Here is an 18,530-nt window from a genome sequence, read left to right as displayed (position 1 = left end):
ATCCTTAGATCTTCCCTCAAGAAACCAGGACGAGAACATGCAGATCGGAATGATGGGACTTGGCAGGATGGGTGCCAACATGGTTCGGCGGCTGATGCGTGCCGGCCACGAATGCGTCGTCTACGACATCAACGCGGCCAGTGTTGCCGCGCTGGTCAAGGATGGTGCGTCCGGAGCGGCATCGATGGAGGAATTCATCGGCAAGCTCGCCAAGCCACGCTGCCTGTGGCTGATGCTGCCAGCCGCGATCACCGGCAAGGTCGTGGACCAGGCGGCCGGGTTGATGGAGCCCGGCGACATCATCATCGACGGCGGCAATTCCTACTATCACGACGATGTCGATCGCGCGGCGAAGCTGCAGTCGAAAGGCCTCAACTATGTCGACGTCGGCACCAGCGGCGGCGTCTGGGGCCTCGATCGCGGCTACTGCCTGATGATCGGCGGGCCGGATGGTGCGGTCCAGCATCTTGATCCGATCTTCGCCACGCTGGCGCCCGGCGCAGATGCCGGCGCGCCCGCTCCCGACAAGGCCGGCGGCACGGCACCCTTCGGATACCTGCATTGCGGCCCGAGCGGCGCCGGTCGTTTCGTCAAGATGATCCACAACGGCATCGAATACGGCGTCATGGCGGCCTATGCCGAGGGCATGAACATCCTCAAGGCCGGCAATTCTGGCAAGGTGAAACGCGAGGCGGATGCGGAGACCAGCCCGCTGCAAAACCCGGAATACTACCAGTTCGATATCAACCTCCCCGAGGTGGCCGAGGTCTGGCGGCATGGCAGCGTCATCGGCTCCTGGCTGCTTGACCTCACCGCCGGCGCGCTCAAATCCGACCCCTCGCTGGCGAATTTCGGCGGTCGCGTCTCGGATTCCGGCGAAGGACGCTGGACGCTGAAGGCGGCGATCGACACCGGCGTGCCGGCCCCGGTTCTGTCCTCGGCCCTGTTCGACAGGTTCTCCTCGCAGGGCGAATCCGAATTCGCCGACAAGCTGCTCTCGGCCATGCGCTACGCTTTCGGCGGGCATGTCGAGAAGCCCAAGGCCGGCTCGTGACGGTGAACAGGGAGACACGCTCATGAGCCAGGAACGCTCCGACACGCTGGTGCTCTTTGGAGCAACCGGCGATCTCGCCCACAAGAAGATCTTCCCCGCGCTTTACGCCATGGTCGCCAAGGGAACCCTCACCGAGCCGGTGATCGGCGTTGCCTTCGACCCCTGGGACGTGAAGCAGTTGCAGGCCCGCGCCCGCGACGGCATCGTCAATGCGCTTGGCGGTATCGACGAGAAGGTGTTCGCCAAGCTCGCTTCCCTGCTTCGCTACGTCAGTGGCGACTACAAGGATCCCGGCACGTTCGAGAAGCTGAAGAGCGCGCTCGGGACCGCGCAGCGGCCGCTGCACTACATGGCGGTGCCTCCGAACATGTTCGAGATGGTCGTCCAGGGGCTGGAGCAATCGGGCACGGCGCATGGCGCGCGCCTGATGGTGGAAAAGCCCTTCGGTCACGATTTGCAATCGGCGCGCTGGCTGAACCGTGTCCTGCATCTGGTGTTCGACGAACAGTCGATCTTTCGCATCGACCATTATCTCGGCAAGGAGGCGATCCAGAACCTGCTCTATTTCCGCTTCGCCAATTCCTTCCTCGAGCCGATCTGGAACCGCAACTTCGTCGAAAGCATGCAGATCACCATGGCCGAGGATTTCGGCGTCGAGGGGCGCGGCCGCTTCTACGACGAGGTCGGCTGCATCAGGGACGTCATCGAGAACCACCTGCTCAACATCCTCCTGCTGCTCGCCATGGAGCCGCCGGTCGGCCGCTCCGCCGACGACCTGATCGACGAGAAGGTGCAGGTGCTCCGGGCAATCCGCACGCTGACCAGGGACGACGTCGTGCGCGGCCAGTTCAAGGGCTACCTCCAGGAACCCGGCGTGGCGCCGAATTCGCCGGTCGAGACCTTCGCGGCGGTGCGCTTCTTCGTCGACACATGGCGCTGGCAGGACGTGCCGTTCTTCATCCGCGCCGGCAAGAACATGCCGGTGCACGTCACCGAAGTGGTGGTGCGGTTGAAGCGGCCGCCGCTCGACGTCTTCGACCCGATCAAGCCAGCCGACCAGAACTATGTCCGCTTCCGCATCGACCCGCAGGTGATGATCGCCATCGGCGCGCAGCGCAAGGCGCCCGGCGACGACATGATCGGCGAGCAGGTGGAACTGACCGCGCTGGACAACAGCAAGAGCGACATGCCGCCCTATGAACGGCTGATCGGCGACGCCATGAACGGCAACGGCCAGCTGTTCACTCGCCAGGACGCGGCCGAACTCGCCTGGCGCATCGTCGGGCCGGTGCTTGGCGACACCACGCCGCCGCACCTTTATGAGCCGCTGACATGGGGCCCAGGGGATGCCATGGCAGGGTTCGGACCACCCAATGGCTGGATCGATCCGGCAAAATAGTCTTTTGGAGGGGAAGCCATGAAAAGTCCGGCAAAGACCGCGTCGACCGACGGGAAGATCGTGCTCTCGATCGATATTGGCGGATCGCACGTCAAGGTCCTCACCAGCGCCGGCGGTGAGGAGCGCCGAGCCGACTCAGGGCCTGGCCTCACGCCTCAGCAGATGATCGAGATAGTGAAGAAGCTCGCCGACGGCCTGTCATACGACGTCATCTCCATGGGCTATCCCGGCCCTGTCCGCGACAACAAACCGGCGAAAGACCCTGCAAACCTGGGCAAGGGCTGGGCCGGGTATGATTTCGCCGCGCAATTCGGCAAGCCGGTGAAGATCGTCAATGACGCCACCATGCAAGCCATCGGCAGCTATGAGGGCGGGCGCATGCTGTTCGTTGGGTTGGGAACGGGCCTCGGCGCCGCGATGATCCTCGTCAATGTCGCCCAGCCGATGGAACTCGCGCATCTGCCCTATCGGAAGGGCGGCAGCTTCGAGGATTATGTCGGCGAACGCGGGCTTGAGAAGCGCGGCAAGAAGAAATGGCGCAAACATGTTTTCGACGTAGTGGACAGGCTTCGCGCCGCCTTGCAGCCGGACTATGTGGTCATCGGCGGCGGTAATGTCGATAAGCTCGACGCACTACCTCCTGATTGCAGGCGCGGTGACAACACACGCGCTTTCGAAGGCGGTTTTCGACTGTGGCGAGACAACGCGCCGGTCGTCTGATATTATTACCGATTAGTATAGTTGTTCAAAATAACGTGTGCGGCAGCACTAATCATTGCGTTGCCCAGATTTGCCGACTAGGAATTCCGCCAGCCCCCGGACGGAGAAATAGTTTGGCCGACGATAGCAACAACGCTCGCAAAGATATCGACCTTCTCGAGCTGACCGCCCATATCGTGTCCGCCTATGTCGAGAAGAACCGCTTGCCCGCTTCCGGTCTGGGCGACCTTATCGCGAGCGTCAGCGCTTCGATAAGCGGGCTTGGAAAGCCCGTGGAGCCCGCGCCAGTGCCGCTGGTGCCCGCCGTCAATCCGAAGAAGTCGGTAACGCCCGACTTCATCATCTGCCTCGAGGACGGCAAGAAGTTCAAATCCCTGAAGCGCCATCTGGGCGTTCATTTCGGGCTGACGCCGGACGCCTATCGCGCCAAGTGGGGCTTGCCTTCCGACTATCCGATGGTCGCTCCCAATTATGCCGCGTCGCGCTCGGAACTGGCGAAGTCGATCGGCCTCGGCCGCAAGATCGAGCCGGTAGTAGCAGCGCCCGCCAAGGCCAAGGCACGCAAGGCCAAGGTTCCGGCCTGAGCGACGCACGACCGGACCTTTTCGGACGGACATCCGGCTTCTTTATTGGCCCGATGCATCACATCGAGCCAGCCCTATCTTTCGCGCGCATCGCCCCATAGAAAACTGTTTTCAAACTGTTTTCAACCAGAACAGCTCCGGGGGGCGCGACCATGAACTACACCAGGATGGTGATCGAGAAAGAGGCGCCTGAGGAATACGGCTACGACCGTATCCGCTACAACCTCTCCGAAAGCTCCATCGCCGACCAGAAGCTCTCCGACATTGGCCTGTCGCTCCCCGATCTCACGCTTTTCTATGGCGAACACCGTGGCGACAAGGAGTTGCGGGCGCTGATCGCCGCGCAAGACGAGGCTATCTCGCCCGATGACGTGCTGGTCACCGCGGGTGCCGCGGGTGCGCTGTTCATCATCTCGACTTCGCTTCTGTCAGAGCGCGACCACCTCGTTGTCGTCAGGCCCAACTATGCCACCAACATCGAGACGCCGAGGGCGATCGGCTGTGCCATCAGCTATGTCGATCTGGCTTTCGAAGATAGGTTCGCGGTCGATGTCGGGCGTGTCGCCGCGGCGATGCAGCCCAACACCAAGCTGATCAGCGTCACCTGCCCGCACAATCCGACCGGCACGATGATGGACCGCGCCGACCTCGATGCGCTGGTGGCGCTCGCCGAAAGCCGCAACTGCCATCTGCTGGTCGACGAGACCTATCGCGATCTTTCCTATGGAAGGCGGTTGCCGTCGGCCGCGTCGCTGAGCAGACGAGCGATCAGCGTGTCGTCGCTGTCCAAGGCCTTCGGCATTCCCGGTATCCGCATCGGCTGGCTGGTCACCCGCGACGAGACGCTTCAGGAACAGTTCCTGGCCGCCAAGGAGCAGATCGGCATCTGCGGCAGTGTCATCGACGAGGGTATCGCGCGCGGCATGCTCGAACGCCGCGACGGCTTTCTGGCGACGCTGCTGCCCGAAATGGCCAAGCGACGCGACATCGTCCAGGCCTGGATCGACCGCGAGCCACTGGTCGACTGGGTGCGACCCGAAGGCGGCGTCGTTGGCTTCCCGCGCCTAAATGTAGATCCCGGCTTCGACCTTGACCGGTTCTACACGAACCTCCTGGAAGACCATGGCACTTATGTCGGACCTGGCCACTGGTTCGAAATGCCCAAGCGCTTCTTCCGCGTCGGCTTCGGCTGGCCGACGGAAGCCGAATTGCGGGGCGGTCTTGACGCCATCTCCGCCGCGCTGCGGCAGTAAATTTGCCATGCGGTCGGCCAGGCGAGCCTAAAATTCCTGATCCAGCGCGGATTTTGGCAAACATCGCGTCGCGAACTTTGCTAAAGTTCCCCTGGCCGGAACAGCGCCCATCCGGGAAGAGCCCCGCCGGCCATCGCAACGGGGCCTGCATTTCGTGACATCAGAACCAATATCGCCGGACCAGCGCTACGCCGCCTTCCGGCAAAAGGCATTCCTGAGTTACTGGGCGGCGCGTTTCCTGACCAATTTCGCCACCCAGATCGTATCCGTCGCCGTCGGCTGGCAGATGTACGACCTGACTCGCGACCCGTTCGATCTTGGCCTGGTCGGCATCGTCCAGTTCCTGCCCTCGCTGTTGCTGGTGCTGGTCACCGGCGTCGTCGCGGATCGTTTCGGCCGCCGCCTGATCATGGCAGTGGCGGTGGTGATCGAGGCGGTCTGTGCGCTGGCCTTGCTCCTGCTGGCGCTGCGCGGCCTCAACGGGCCGGGCCCGATCTTCGTCGTCCTCGCCATGTTCGGCATGGCGCGGGCCTTTTTCGGGCCGGCAGCGGCCTCGCTGTTCGCCAATCTCGTGCCGCCTCGGGATTTCGCCAACGCGATTGCCTGGAACTCGTCCGCCTGGCAGACGGCGACCATCCTCGGGCCGGTCGCCGGCGGCCTGCTCTACGGGATTTCGGCGGAAGCATCCTATGGCACCGCCACCGTCCTTATGCTTGTCGCCGCGGTGCTGATCTTCACCATCCCCAAACCAGCGCAGCGCAGCGAGACCGACAAGCCGACGATGCAGACCCTGTTTGCCGGCTTCCGCTATATCTGGGGCGAGAAGATCGTGCTCGGCGCCATCTCGCTCGATCTGTTCGCCGTGCTTTTGTCCGGCGCCTCGGCCCTGTTGCCGATCTATGCGCGCGATATCCTCGAACTCGGCCCGTGGGGTCTCGGCCTGTTGCGGTCGGCGCCGGGCGTGGGCGCCATCTGCGTCGCCGTCTGGCTGGCCGGCCACCCGATCCGCAACCACGCCGGCGTGATCATGCTGGGCTTCGTGGCAGCGTTCGGCGCCTCTACCGTGCTGTTCGGCCTGTCGACCATCACCTGGCTCTCAATTGTCGCGCTCGCCTTCCTGGGCGCCACCGACATGTTCAGCGTCTATATCCGAGAGACGCTGATCCAGCTGTGGACGCCGGATCAGGTGCGCGGCCGCGTCAACGCCGTCAACCAGGTCTTCGTCGGTGCCTCCAACGAGCTGGGCGAATTCCGCGCCGGCACGATGGCGGCGCTGATCGGCACCGTGCCGGCTGTCGTGATCGGCGGCGCCGGGGCCATCGTGGTCGCCGGCCTATGGGCCTATCTGTTTCCGCAATTGCGCAAGGTTCGCCACCTCAAGGGGCGCAACTGACGTTCATCCATCACCCCCGTCACAGGAACTCCCATGATCACCTGCTACCTGAAATATGTCATTGACCCGTACAAGCTTGCCGAGTTTGAAGAATATGGCCGCCGCTGGATCGGTCTGGTCAATCGCCTCGGCGGAAACCATCATGGCTATTTCCTTCCAAGTGAAGGGGCGAACAATATCGCCTATGCCATGTTCAGTTTTCCGAGCCTTGCCGACTACGAGGACTATCGCAAGCGGATGGCTGCCGACCCGGAATGCCAGGATGTGTTTGAAACGGAAAAGCGCAATCGCAGTATTCTCAGCTATGAGCGCAGCTTCATGCGACCGGTGCTCGAACCCTAGAGAATTGCAGAAGATAGGGCTACCGCACCACTGGTCTGTCGAAGATCATCCGCAGAAGTTCGCCAAGCCAGCGTTTTAGATGCATGTCCCAGATCAGCCGGCCGCCGAGATGATCGCGGCCCGGCTGCGCGCCGGGCAACTCGAAACGTTGCGCGCCACGCACAACCCAGCGCTGCATCATCACCCGGGTCAGTTCGCCGTGGAATTGGATACCCCAGGCATTGTCGCCATAGCGGAATGCCTGGTTGGGATAGGTCTCGGCGGTCGCCAGAAGGGTCGCGTCCCTGGGCAGGGAAAAGCCCTCGCGATGGAACTGGTAGACCATCTCCGGCCAGTGCATAAGCTTCTTGCCCGCCTCGGTCGCCTTCAGCGGATACCAGCCGATCTCAACCAGACCTTCGTCATGCCCCTCGACCTTGCCGCCGAGATGGTTGACCAGCATTTGCGCGCCCAGGCAGATGCCGAGGAAAGGTCGATTTTCCTTGAGCGGAATTCGCAGCCAGTCGGTCTCGCGGCGGACGAACTCGTCCCCGTCATTGGCACTCATCGGCCCGCCGAACATCACCGCGCCGGCGTGACCGTCCAGCGTTTCCGGCAGGCTGTCGCCAAGCGGTGGACGCCGGATGTCGAGATCAAACCCCTGTTCCAGGAGCATGTGGCCGACGCGCCCCGGGCTCGAATTCTCCTGATGCAGCACAATCAGGATTTTTGGTTTCGAACACAGTCGCGGAGGCATGGAGAGGCGGGATCCCTGTCTATTCGTCGCTCGACGTTCCGGTGGCGCCCGGCGCATGCGCGGCGGCCTTGCGGCGCGCCTCGACGCGGTCGCGGCGTTCGACGCCGATCAGTTCGGCGACGCGCCAGACGGTGTTGTCCTCCAGCTCGTGCAACTCGCCGTCGGCATAGACGATTTCCCACATCAGGCCGATGAACGCCTTGCGCGCATCGGCGTCGAGGTGGCGCTTCAACACGCTGGTGAAGGCATAGAGGTCGATCGCCTCATTGTCGGCGCGTTCGCCGGCCGCGGCCAGCGCCTCGAGTTCGGCCCCGCCGATCGAATAGCTTTCCGCCAGCACCGCCTTGAAGCGCTCCCATTCGACATCCTGGCGCACGCCATCGGCGCTCATCACATGATAGAGCAGCGCCGAGGCGGCAACGCGCGGATCGTCGGCGCTGGGACGCGCACCGGCGCCGATCGGCAACTCCTTCAGAAACGACAGAACGCGTTCGAACATCAAGCACTTCCCATTCGCCCAAACCTGGCTTCAGGATCGGGTCCCATCAAAACAAGCGAAACCGGCGTGGCGATTTTTCCGCCTCGTCGTCCGGATCGACGCCGGGATCGTCGGGCAGACGCGCCAATTCCTCCGCCGGTTCGACGGCCTCCGCATCGCTCGGCACGGCGGCAAAGGCGGCCGCGGTCACCGGCGTGACGTGATCCCTGTCGGCAGACTGCGGCTGTCCCACCGTCTCGGCGGAAGGAACAGTAGCATGATCGACCACCTCGGGCGCGCTTTCGGCCGCCAGCGGCGCGGCGATGGCCGGCGCCGATACATCTCGAACATCCTCGTGGCTGTCGATCAGTTGGCCGAGCCGCTCCATCGGCGCACGCCATTCGAAAGCGTCGAGCTTGCCGGTGACTGGAGACACCGGCGCCCAGTGTTCGGAGATGACGCCGTCGGTGACCCAGGCCGGATCGCGCGGCGCCCGCACCGCCTTGGACAGCAGCTGGCGTACCTTGCCCTGGTCGCCGGTTTCCGCTTCCTCGATATCGGCCAGCAGCAGATAGGCGCCTTCGCGGCGGTCCATCCTGATCGCCGCCTCCGCCTCGCGGCGCGCTGTCTTGTAGTCCTGCGCGTCAAATGCCGCACGCGCCACGGTCAGCGAGGACTCGGCGTGGTTCTTCTTCAGCTCCTGCAGCTTCTTCGCCCGGTTCAACCGATCAAGCACCGCGTCGCCCGGACGGGCATGGGTATAGAGTTCGGCGATCTCCGGATGCGGTTCGGCTTTCCAGGCTGTTTCGAGAATCTTGGAACCCTTGCGCACGTCGTTCTGGCGAAACAGTGCCTTGGCCGCGATGACCGCCGCGGGTGCGAAATCCGGCCGCAGCCTGTTGGCCTCCACGGCGGCGGCCTTGGCCGCGTTGGGATCGCTGTCGATGAGTGCGTGCGCCTTGGCGGTGAGCAGCACCGCCCGGCGCCGGTTGGCGGCGTCGCGCTCGATCTGCCGTGTCGATTTCTGAGCCTCGACCAGCTTCAGCGCGCCGTCCCAGTCACCACGTTCGGTCAGATGTTCCAGGGTCGATTCGGCGGCCCAGGCGAGTTGCGGCGCCATCACCGCCGCACGCCCGGCATAATGCCGGGCGGCGTTGCGGTCGCCAAGACGTTCGGCTTCGAGATAGAGACCGCGCAGGCCGAGCAGCCGCATTTCAGGATCGTCGAGCATGCTCTCGAATTTTTCCCGGGCGCCCTCATGGTCGCCCTCGAGCAGCGACGCTTGCGCCTCGAGCAGGTGGATAAGCGGTTCCTGGTCGGAGCGGATGAGCTTTGCCGCTTCCTTGGTCTTCTTGCGCGCCAGCGCTCCATCGCCGGCGCCGGCGGCGATCATGCCGGTCGACAGTGCCTGATAGCCACGGTCGCGGCGGCGCACCCGGAAGTAGCGCGAGATGGTGTAGGGGCTGTTCCACAGCGACTTGACCAGCCACCAGATGATCATCACCGCCGCAACCACGGCAACGACGGCAACGGCCGCTACCATCAGGCTGACCTGGTATTGATAGCCGTTAAAGGTGATGAGCATGTCGCCGGGCCGGTCGGCCAGCCAGGCAAACCCCGCCGCAAGCGCGAAGACGACGACGACGAAAATGAGAATTCGGATCATCGTCAGCTCCTCATGCCTTCATCGCGCCGGCGATCAGCGCCTCGATCTGGGTCTCGACCTCGGTGCGCGCCTTCAGTTTGCCGGCAAAGTCAGCGCCCGCCGCCTTGGCCGCATCGGGCAGCGTGCCATATTCGCTCAGCGCTTTGGCATAGTCGCCCTGGCTAACAGCCACTTCCATGCGCGCGACGGTCTGCGGAACGCCGGTGCCTTCGACAGCGCCGACCGGCCTGACCTTGACCAGCGATTCGGCGCTGGACATCAGATTCTGGAAGAAACCGGCATTCTGGTCGATGGGCCTCGCGGCGGCGATCATGGCGTTGGCGGCCGTATCAGCCCCGGCGGCGATCTCGGCCCGGGTCGGCACACCCTTTTCCGCGTAGCCGCGCAGTGTGGCGAGCTGCGGTGCGTCCGGCGCGATCGCGGCGAAAGTCTCCAGTTCGGCATTGAAGGGCGCACCACGGTCGAGCGCCGACTTCAGCGCCGAGGCGGCGATGGCAAGCGCGATCTTCGGCTGCGACGCCTGCGCCTCGACCTTGCCGGAAAGCTGCGACACGGACTGCTCCAGTGCCGCGAGCCGGCCTTGCTGTGCAGTCGCCGTCTCACCGGCCGATTTCACCAGTGCGTCGAGCCCGGCAAGCTTTTCGTTAATTGGACCGAGATCGACCGGCGCCTGGTTGCCGGCCTGGTCAAGTGCTGCAACCGCGGTTTCGATCTGCTTGACCTTGTCGCCCAGCGCCGCGAGAGCAGCGCTGTCGCCCGCGCTTCCGGATCCCGCCGCCGATTTCAGCGCCGCGACATCGGCCTTCACCTGGTCCAGGGCCGACGACAGGCCATTCACCTTGGCCGAAGCGTCGGTGTTGCCGGCGGCCTGCTTGGCCCCGGCGATCTCGGACCTCAGGGCGGAGATCTGACTGTTGACGGCATCGAGCGAGACACCGCTGGAACCCGGCGCGCCAAGCACGCCGGCGAACTGCAGGCCGCCCGCGCCGACCAGCGCGATGACACCGCCGATGATGCCGGCAGCAATGCCGTTGATGCCACGCTTCGGTTGCGCTGCCATGGTCTCGTCCCCCGTCGCGGATGTTGGTGGCGCGGCCGTCGCAGGGCCGGTCTTTGCGGTTGCATCCTCGAAACTGTAGTCGAAGTTGCTCGTCCGGCCGGACGGCGCTTCCGATCCGGTTGGATAGCTAGGCTTCGAATCATCGCCGCCTTCGGACGCTGCGGATTTCTGCCCGTCAGACTGCGCGGCCGCGTCGGTATGTTCCCACGGCTCCAGATCGGTCTGGTCGGCATGGACGGGTTCTTCGGGCACATCCGGCTGCGAACCATCCGCGACTTGCCTGGCCTTGGCGTTCTCGATCTGCGCCTTGGCGGCATCCTCGTCGACGATGCGCGAGACCGCACCGGGTTCAAGTTCGATCGTCACCGGCTCGCGGCGGCTTTTCGAATGTCGCATCTTCGGCGTCTTGACCATGCTTGGGCTCCGCACAAACTCGCTTCGGGATGGTTCAAAAGGGTCTACCACATCACCATGCGGTGAAAAGGGGCGGTGTGATGACGCGGGTCATCGCCACCACTTCAAAAGCTCAAGCAATGCGTCCTCGTGAGGTTCCGCCGCGACACGGATTTTTCCGACCGCAGCCCCATCCAAGGCCATTGCAATGCGCTGAGACAATACGAAAAAGCATGCCTTTTCAAAAAGATCATGCAATGCCGGTCGATGGGCCAAGGCCTGCATCGCTGCGGCCGTCTTGGCCGAGTAGAGCAGCACCGCGTCGACCGGTTGGCCGGACAGCTGCCCGATGACAGCCGCGTCCGAATAGACAGGCGCAACCGTGTCATAGGTCTCGATCGGATGGACCCGGACTCCCGCCGCTTTAAGCCGCGCCTCGAATGCCGGAAACCGCACACGACCGCACAGATAGATGGCCGCCTTCCCCGAAAGCCGGTCGGCAAGCATGTCGGCCAGTGCCACGGCATTGCCCGGACCTTCGTCGACGTCCTGGAACCCAGCCGCTCGCGCGGCCTCCCCCGTTCGCTTGCCGACGGCACGGCAAGGCAAGGCCGCGAGCGCCGCGATGATTTCCTTCGGCGCATGGCGCACGGCATTGGCGCTGGTGATGAGAACGGTAATGGCACCGTCTGGAACAAGATCAGGTTCGACCGGCAGCGCCACCGTCTCGCTCAGGGGCAAGAGAATCGGCTGAAAACCCATCTCCCGCAGTCGCCGGGCCGTGCGGGAGGCGCCTGGTTCCGGTCTGGTCACCAGAACGCGGACCATGGTCAGGCCCAGCCGTCGAAGAAGTCTTCGCCGGCCTTCGCCCGCACCGCGCGCGCCGCTTCATCGCCGATGCAGGCGGCCTCGTCGGCGGGCCCCTCGGCCTTGATCTCGTGCGATTGCGTTCCGTCGGGCGAGATGATCAGCCCGACCAAGACAAGCCTGTTGTCCGCGATCACCGCATGGCCGGCGATGGGCGTGCGGCAGGAGCCGTCGAGCGCCGCGAGGAAAGCACGTTCGCAGGCCAGCGCCTGCCCGGTGGGCACGTCGTGGATTGCCGTCAGCATCGCTTCCACATCGCGGTCGCCGATGCGGCTCTCGATGCCGATGGCGCCTTGCCCTGGTGCTGGTGGAAAACTGTCGAGCGGCATCAGGTCGGTGATCACATGCTCGAGCCCGAGTCGCTTCAGCCCGGCATAGGCGAGGATGGTGCCGGCGGCGACACCCTCGTCCAGCTTGCGCAGGCGCGTCTGCACATTGCCGCGAAACATCACCACGTCGAGATCCGGCCGCATCCGGCGGATCAACGCCTGCCGCCGCAGCGAAGACGAGCCGACCTTGGCGCCCTCGGGCAAATCGGCAATAGTGCGTGCCGCCTTGCCGATAAAGGCATCGCGCGCGTCCTCGCGCGGCAGGAAGGCGGACAGTTCCAATCCGTCGGGCAATTGCGTCGGCATGTCCTTCGACGAATGCACGGCAATATCGATGCGGCGCTCCAGCAGCGCTTCCTCGATCTCCTTGGTGAACAGGCCCTTGCCGCCGGCTTCCGACAGCGGCCGGTCCTGGATGCGGTCGCCGCTGGTCGTGATGACGACGATCTCGAACGCCTGTTCCGGCATGCCATGCGCGGCCATCAGCCGCGCCTGGGTTTCATGCGCCTGTGCCAGCGCCAGCGGGCTGCCGCGTGTTCCGATTCTCAAGAATGTTTGCATGGCGCTCGGTCCGTGATAACCCCCGGCAAGCGAGGCCTTGCCGGGCCTTTTCCCAATGGGGCCGGACCTTTTCCTAATGGGGAATGACCGGCGACACAATCATCGAGGGCAGCGACCAATTGATCCGCGTTCTGGGCATCGAGACGAGTTGTGACGAGACCGCCGCCAGCGTCGTGACGCTGGACGGTGATGCCGCGCCAGAAATTCTGTCCAACATCGTGCTCAGCCAGATCGAGGAACACGCCGCGTTTGGCGGCGTCGTGCCGGAGATCGCCGCGCGCGCTCATGTCGAGGCGCTGGACGGCATCGTCGAGGCGGCGCTCGCCGATTCGGGTATTGATCTCGCCGATATCGATGCGATCGCCGCGACCGCCGGACCTGGTCTGGTCGGCGGCCTGATTGTCGGGCTGATGACGGCAAAGGCGATCGCGGCTGCGGCAAACAAACCGCTGATCGCCATCAACCATCTCGAGGGCCACGCGCTGACGGCAAGGCTGACCGATGGGCTGTCCTTCCCCTATCTGCTGCTGCTGGTTTCCGGCGGACACACACAGATCGTCGCCGTGCGCGGCGTCGGCGACTACCAGCGCTGGGCGACGACCATCGATGACGCGCTTGGCGAGGCCTTCGACAAGACAGCCAAGATGCTGGGCCTGCCCTATCCCGGCGGACCCAATGTCGAGAAGGCCGCCAAGAGCGGCGACGCCAGGCGTTTCGCCTTCCCTCGCCCGATGAAGGGCTCGGCGCAACCGGATTTCTCCTTCTCCGGACTGAAGACCGCCGTGCGCCAGGCGGCGACGGCGATCGCCCCGTTGAGCGATCAGGACATCGCCGATATCTGCGCCTCGTTCCAAACAGCGGTTGCTGATGCGCTGGGTGACCGCGTCTCAAAGGCGCTGACACGTTTTCGCGAAACGTTTCCCGATACAAAAAGGCCGGCTCTGGTCGTGGCTGGTGGCGTTGCCGCCAACTACACCATCAAGGCGACCCTGGAAGCCCTGTGCGGCGACAACGGCTTCTCCTTTGTCGCGCCGCCGCTGAAGCTTTGCACCGACAACGCGGCCATGATCGCCTGGGCCGGCATAGAGCGGCTGCGCGCGGGCCTTGCGGATGAGAACGGCCGGGATTTCGTGCCGCGCTCGCGCTGGCCACTGGACAGTATCTCGGCGCCGATGGTCGGCTCCGGCCGACGCGGAGCCAAGGCATGAACCGTCGCGATTCGACCAGATGGCGCGTTGCCGTGCTGGGTGGCGGCGCCTGGGGCACGGCGCTGGCGCTGGCCATGCTGCATGCCGGTCATTCGGTCCGGCTGTTCGCACGCGACGAGGAAACCGTGGCGTCGATACGCCGGGGCGAGAACCCGCGCTATCTGCCCGGCATCGCCATTGAACCCGGCATGGAGGCGACAAGCGACCTCAAGACGGCCCTCGATGGTGCGGACTGCGTGCTGGCGGTGACACCGGCGCAGTCGCTGCGCGCGGTGCTGACTGGCGCTGGGAACCATGTGCCCAAGGGGGTTCCGATCGTTCTTTGCGCCAAGGGCATCGAGCGCGACACGGGCGCGCTGCTGTCGGCCATCGTCGAGGAAATCCTCCCCGAAAATCCGGTCGCCGCCCTGTCAGGCCCGAGCTTTGCCACCGATGTCGCCAGGGGCCTGCCGACGGCGGTGGTGGTTGCCGCCCGCGACAACGGCATGGCCGCGAACCTCGCCGCCCGCTTCTCGGCCCAGAACCTGCGTTGCTATTCGAGCGACGATCTCATCGGTGTCGAGATCGGTGGCGCCCTGAAGAATGTCTTTGCCATTGCCGCCGGCGCGGCCACCGGTGCCGGGCTTGGCGCCAGCGCCCAGGCGGCGATGGTCACGCGCGGCTTCGTCGAGCTGCGACGCATCGGCGCTGCCTTCGGCGCCAGGCCTGAAACACTGATGGGGCTTTCCGGCCTTGGCGACCTGATGCTGACCTGCTCGTCGGCACAGTCGCGCAACTTTGCCTATGGGCTGGCGCTCGGACAGGGCAAGCCGCTTGCCGGGCTGCCGCTGGCCGAAGGTGTGCCGACGGCGGCGATCGCCGCCCGCATCGCCGCCGAGCGCGCCATCGACGCGCCGATCATCGCCGCGGTATCTGCGATACTGGACGGCACCATCACGATAAGCCAAGCTGTGTCGGCATTGATGACCCGGCCGCTGAAGACCGAAACCGACGCTTGAAGCATGATCCCGAACCGGGGGGTCGGATCTGCTCTGCCTTATACGATGGGAGTTTTAGAGAATGCTGTTTGCTTTGCTGTGCAAGGACAAGCCCGGAAGCCTTCAGGTGCGCCTCGACACGCGGCCTGAGCATGTCGCCTTTCTGGAAGGATTGAACGGCGAAAAGAAACTCGCGTTTGCCGGCCCGTTCCTTGATGCCGACGGCAAGCCCAATGGCAGCCTCGTCGTTGTCGAGGCTCCCGACATGGCCGCCGCGAAGGCCCTGTCCGCCGCCGACCCCTACGCCAAGGCGGGGCTGTTCGAGAGCGTCGAGATCAAGCAATGGAACTGGACCTTCAACAAGCCGGCGTGATGCCTTATCACGCCGGCGTGACGCCTTGTCACGCCGCCTCGGGCGGCAGCCGTGAAGCCTAGCGAATGACGACAGGACGACAAAGATGAATTACTGGCTGTTCAAATCGGAGCCATTCAAATTCTCCTTCGACATGCTGAAGGCGAAGGGCAAGGACGGCACGCAATGGGACGGCGTGCGCAATTATGCGGCTCGCAACAACATGAAGGCGATGCAGATCGGCGATCTCGGCTTCTTCTACCATTCCAACGAGGGGCTGAACGTCGTCGGCATCGCCGAGGTCTGCGCCCTTGCCCATCACGATACCACCAGCGACGACCCGCGCTGGGAATGCGTCGATATCCGCGCCGTCAAGGATGTGCCGACGCCGGTGACGCTGGAACAGGTCAAGGCCAATCCAAAACTTGCCGAGATGGCGCTGGTTCGCCTCGGGCGGCTTTCCGTGCAGCCGGTGACACCGGCGGAATGGAAGGAAGTCTGCCGCATGGGCGGCCTGACACCCGCTCCGTGACCGTACTCACCCCCATAAGCGCGAAGAAATTCATCCTCGACAACACGGCGCTGATGGCGCCGCCGCATGTACCGGAAATCCTCCTGCATCTGGCCGACGAAGCCCATGATCTGTGGCAACGCACGGAGGATGAACTGGTCGAGATCGGCCTGCCGCCGCCCTTCTGGGCGTTCGCCTGGGCCGGCGGGCAGGGGCTTGCTCGCTATATCATCGATCATCCCGAGACGGTGCGGGGAAAGCGCGTCCTCGATTTCGCTTCCGGCTCCGGCCTTGTCGCCATTGCCGCCGCCAGGGCTGGTGCCGCCGAGGTGATGGCTTCGGACATCGACCCGTTCTGCTCGACGGCGATCCGCCTCAATGCCGACGCCAATGCTGTCGGCATCGGATTTAACGGCACGGACTGCATCGGAACCGATGCCGGCTGGGATGTAATCCTGGCCGGCGACGTCTTCTATGACAAATCCTTCGCCGATCTGCTTATGCCATGGTTCGCGACGCTGAAGGCGCGCGGCGCCGAGATCCTCGTTGGCGATCCCGGCCGCTCCTACATGCCGAAGGCAGGGCTGGAACCGCTGGCGGTCTACGAAGTGGTTGTAACGCGAGCGCTGGAGGATTCCCTGGTCAAGCGCACGACCGTCTGGCGCTTTGCTTGACGCCACCGCCGAACAGGCGTTCCATCCCCTTGCATCTGGAGGGGGGAAGCTCATGGATTTTTCAGCGGTCAACTGGCTGGCGGTGATTGTCGCCGCCGTGGTGGCGTGGCTGTTCGGCGCGGCCTGGTACATGGCCCTGAGCAAGCCGTGGCTCAAGGCCGCCAGGCTTGATCCGGCGACCATGAAGAAATCGCCGCTGCCGTTCGTCGTCAGCTTCATCGCCGAACTGGTGATGGCATGCATCATGGCCCTGGTTGTCGGCGCGATGACGGGCGGCGAACCGACGCTGATCGCCGGGCTTGTCTTCGGTTTCGTGCTTTGGCTGGGGTTCGTCATCACGACGCTGTCCGTGAACCACCGCTACGAAGGGTTCGGCTGGGGCCTGACCATCATCGATGGCGGCCACTGGCTTGGCGTGCTGCTGATCATGGGCGCGGTGATCGGCTGGTTTGGAGCGGCGGCAACCTGATGCATGTCGCCCAAAAGTGCGCAGCGGTTTTGGGACAACGACATGCATAAGACAAAGACTTTAAAGCGTGTCACATGAATCCGTTCGAACGCGACGCGCTTTGAATCAGGTCCGAGTCTTGGCGACTTCCTCGAGAATCCATTCGCGGAAAGCCACGATGCGTGGGTCGTTCGCCTCGGTCTTCGGGTAGACCAGGAAATAGGCGAACTCCGCCGCGACCTTGATGCCGAGTTCGAAGGGCCGCACCAGCCGCCCTTCGGAAAGGTCGTTTGCCACCATGGCGAAATCGGCGAGCGCCACCGCATTGCCGTCGAGGGCGGCCTGGACCGCATCGGTGGAGGTGCCGAACACGACGGTGCGGCTGTCGTCGAAATCGTCGATGCCGGCCGCCGCCATCCACATGCGCCAGTTCGGCCATGTCACGCCCTGTCGTGCCCACTCGATGTGCGCAAGCGTGTGTCGGAAAAGATCGCGTGGCTCGTTGAGCGGCGGGCCGGAAGCTAGCAGGCTGGGGCTGCACACCGGAATGATGATGTTGTCGAACAGGCGATGGGCGCAAAGGCCCGGATATTTGCCGGCGCCGAAGCGGATGCCGACATCGACATCGTCGAGGTCGAAATCCCGCAATCCATAGGCAATGTCGAACCGCAGCTCGATGCCCGGCTTCTTCTTGCGAAAATCCTCGACACGCCGCATCAACCATTTTGCCGCGAACTGCGCGTCCAGCGTTACCTTCAGGAACGCCGTGCCGCGCGTCATCTTGTGCGCCCGAGAGACGGCACGGCCAAGCAGGTCGAGTGCCTCTGTCGAGGCCTCGAACAGCACCGCGCCGGCTTCTGTCAACCTCATGGTCCGGCTGGTACGGGTGAACAGCACGATGCCGAGCTGATCCTCGATCTCCTTGATCTGGTGGCTGACGGCGGCGGGCGTCAGCCCGAGTTCGTCGGCGGCGCGGGTAAAATTGAGATGCCTGGCCGCTGCTTCCAGCGTCCGCAAGGCACGGGTTCCCGGCAGCAGGCGGGCCATCAGGGCGGGCTCGGGTTCAGGGAGATCACTTGCCACCATCTTCAAAATAAACTTGATGATTAGCCAAGAACTACTCGTTTCCCGTTTGAATTTCAATCGATCATGATGTGAGCATCGAAACACTATCAAACCGGATTTGATATCCGGATGAACGGAAGATATCATGACCCACATCGCTCTGAGGCTTGGAAATGTCCAGCCGAACCGCCTGAACGCGGTGTTTGAGTGGCTCCGGCAGGCAAAGGTCGCCGCCAGCCTTCCACGACAGGATGTCGAGGATCTTTCGGATCGCCAGTTGCGCGATATCGGCGCCCATCGAAAGGACGTTTCGCGCGCACTGGATCGGGAAGTCGGCCGCCTGGGCCTGCTCGATATCGGCTGGCAGAGACCAAAGCGGTGACCTTAGGGTATGTTGAGATTCAGGTCAGGCCGCGCCGAGAGTGGCGGATTCCGAGAACCGAAACGGAGCGTACTTTTG

The 18,530-nt window shown here is 64.0% G+C and carries 21 protein-coding genes; 14 read left to right on the top strand and 7 right to left on the bottom strand.

The features are described 5' to 3' along the window. The first annotated feature begins 37 nt into the window (after positions 1-37). From gnd to LGH82_RS20720, 7 genes are all read left to right on the top strand, one after another. The gene (gene gnd / locus LGH82_RS20750; protein WP_227344514.1) at positions 38-1,054 is read left to right on the top strand and encodes a phosphogluconate dehydrogenase (NAD(+)-dependent, decarboxylating); all 1,017 of its coding nucleotides are present in this window, start codon (positions 38-40) and stop codon (positions 1,052-1,054) included. A gap of 22 nt (positions 1,055-1,076) precedes the next feature. Then, the gene (gene zwf, locus LGH82_RS20745; RefSeq protein WP_227344513.1) at positions 1,077-2,453 is read left to right on the top strand and encodes a glucose-6-phosphate dehydrogenase; all 1,377 of its coding nucleotides are present in this window, start codon (positions 1,077-1,079) and stop codon (positions 2,451-2,453) included. An 18-nt stretch (positions 2,454-2,471) separates the two neighbouring features. Then, the gene (locus tag LGH82_RS20740; protein WP_227344512.1) at positions 2,472-3,173 is read left to right on the top strand and encodes an ROK family protein; all 702 of its coding nucleotides are present in this window, start codon (positions 2,472-2,474) and stop codon (positions 3,171-3,173) included. 113 nt (positions 3,174-3,286) lie between these two features. Next, positions 3,287-3,757, top strand: coding sequence for a MucR family transcriptional regulator (locus tag LGH82_RS20735; RefSeq protein WP_227344511.1), 471 nt, complete (start codon positions 3,287-3,289; stop codon positions 3,755-3,757). A 152-nt stretch (positions 3,758-3,909) separates the two neighbouring features. After that, entirely contained in the window at positions 3,910-5,010 is a 1,101-nt protein-coding gene (locus tag LGH82_RS20730) for an aminotransferase class I/II-fold pyridoxal phosphate-dependent enzyme (RefSeq protein ID WP_227344510.1), read from the top strand. A 154-nt stretch (positions 5,011-5,164) separates the two neighbouring features. Then, positions 5,165-6,403 carry an MFS transporter gene (locus LGH82_RS20725; protein ID WP_227344509.1) on the top strand — a complete coding sequence of 413 codons (1,239 nt, stop codon included), beginning with the start codon at positions 5,165-5,167 and terminating at the stop codon, positions 6,401-6,403. Positions 6,404-6,436: 33 nt separating this feature from the next. After that, positions 6,437-6,745 carry an NIPSNAP family protein gene (locus LGH82_RS20720; RefSeq protein ID WP_227344508.1) on the top strand — a complete coding sequence of 103 codons (309 nt, stop codon included), beginning with the start codon at positions 6,437-6,439 and terminating at the stop codon, positions 6,743-6,745. 19 nt (positions 6,746-6,764) lie between these two features. Here LGH82_RS20720 and LGH82_RS20715 read toward each other — a convergent pair whose 3' ends face one another. The 6 genes from LGH82_RS20715 to hemC all read right to left on the bottom strand — a co-directional run bounded on the left by LGH82_RS20715 (position 6,765) and on the right by hemC (position 12,835). Next, positions 6,765-7,481, bottom strand: a complete 717-nt coding sequence (locus tag LGH82_RS20715; protein ID WP_227344507.1) for a glutamine amidotransferase — start codon at positions 7,479-7,481, stop codon at positions 6,765-6,767. Between the two features lie 19 nt (positions 7,482-7,500). Beyond that, entirely contained in the window at positions 7,501-7,980 is a 480-nt protein-coding gene (locus LGH82_RS20710; protein ID WP_227344506.1) for a TerB family tellurite resistance protein, read from the bottom strand. Between the two features lie 46 nt (positions 7,981-8,026). Further along, positions 8,027-9,625, bottom strand: a complete 1,599-nt coding sequence (locus LGH82_RS20705; RefSeq protein WP_227344505.1) for a heme biosynthesis protein HemY — start codon at positions 9,623-9,625, stop codon at positions 8,027-8,029. A gap of 10 nt (positions 9,626-9,635) precedes the next feature. Beyond that, a complete protein-coding gene (locus tag LGH82_RS20700) occupies positions 9,636-11,099 on the bottom strand; it encodes a COG4223 family protein (RefSeq protein WP_227344504.1) in 1,464 nt (487 codons plus the stop codon). A 90-nt stretch (positions 11,100-11,189) separates the two neighbouring features. Next, positions 11,190-11,906 carry a uroporphyrinogen-III synthase gene (locus tag LGH82_RS20695; RefSeq protein WP_227344503.1) on the bottom strand — a complete coding sequence of 239 codons (717 nt, stop codon included), beginning with the start codon at positions 11,904-11,906 and terminating at the stop codon, positions 11,190-11,192. Positions 11,907-11,908: 2 nt separating this feature from the next. Continuing rightward, positions 11,909-12,835, bottom strand: coding sequence for a hydroxymethylbilane synthase (gene hemC / locus LGH82_RS20690; protein WP_227344502.1), 927 nt, complete (start codon positions 12,833-12,835; stop codon positions 11,909-11,911). Between the two features lie 122 nt (positions 12,836-12,957). Between hemC and tsaD the strand changes: the two genes are divergently transcribed. From tsaD to LGH82_RS20660, 6 genes are all read left to right on the top strand, one after another. Beyond that, positions 12,958-14,043 (top strand): tRNA (adenosine(37)-N6)-threonylcarbamoyltransferase complex transferase subunit TsaD, encoded by a 1,086-nt coding sequence (tsaD, locus tag LGH82_RS20685; protein WP_227349648.1) that lies wholly within the window; start codon positions 12,958-12,960, stop codon positions 14,041-14,043. Next, positions 14,040-15,041: an NAD(P)H-dependent glycerol-3-phosphate dehydrogenase gene (locus LGH82_RS20680; protein ID WP_227344501.1), complete on the top strand. Its 1,002-nt coding sequence runs from the start codon at positions 14,040-14,042 to the stop codon at positions 15,039-15,041. Before tsaD ends, LGH82_RS20680 begins: the two co-directional genes overlap by 4 nt. 61 nt (positions 15,042-15,102) lie before the next feature. Beyond that, entirely contained in the window at positions 15,103-15,393 is a 291-nt protein-coding gene (locus tag LGH82_RS20675; RefSeq protein WP_227344500.1) for a YciI-like protein, read from the top strand. 85 nt (positions 15,394-15,478) lie between these two features. After that, positions 15,479-15,904, top strand: a complete 426-nt coding sequence (locus LGH82_RS20670; protein ID WP_227344499.1) for an EVE domain-containing protein — start codon at positions 15,479-15,481, stop codon at positions 15,902-15,904. After that, positions 15,859-16,557 (top strand): class I SAM-dependent methyltransferase, encoded by a 699-nt coding sequence (locus LGH82_RS20665; RefSeq protein ID WP_227344498.1) that lies wholly within the window; start codon positions 15,859-15,861, stop codon positions 16,555-16,557. The genes LGH82_RS20670 and LGH82_RS20665 overlap by 46 nt, the downstream gene beginning before the upstream one ends. Positions 16,558-16,609: 52 nt before the next feature. Continuing rightward, positions 16,610-17,026 (top strand): DUF1761 domain-containing protein, encoded by a 417-nt coding sequence (locus tag LGH82_RS20660; RefSeq protein WP_227344497.1) that lies wholly within the window; start codon positions 16,610-16,612, stop codon positions 17,024-17,026. Positions 17,027-17,131: 105 nt separating this feature from the next. Here LGH82_RS20660 and gcvA read toward each other — a convergent pair whose 3' ends face one another. Beyond that, a complete protein-coding gene (gene gcvA, locus LGH82_RS20655) occupies positions 17,132-18,052 on the bottom strand; it encodes a transcriptional regulator GcvA (protein ID WP_227344496.1) in 921 nt (306 codons plus the stop codon). A gap of 163 nt (positions 18,053-18,215) precedes the next feature. Here gcvA and LGH82_RS20650 point away from each other — a divergent pair, with 163 nt between their 5' ends. Continuing rightward, the gene (locus LGH82_RS20650) at positions 18,216-18,452 is read left to right on the top strand and encodes a hypothetical protein (protein WP_227344495.1); all 237 of its coding nucleotides are present in this window, start codon (positions 18,216-18,218) and stop codon (positions 18,450-18,452) included. Positions 18,453-18,530: the final 78 nt, after the last annotated feature.

The organism is Mesorhizobium sp. PAMC28654 (genome assembly GCF_020616515.1).
GTDB lineage: Bacteria > Pseudomonadota > Alphaproteobacteria > Rhizobiales > Rhizobiaceae > Mesorhizobium.
The sequence above is the reverse complement of the archived record's forward strand: the minus strand, read 5'-3'. Positions and strand labels throughout refer to the sequence as shown.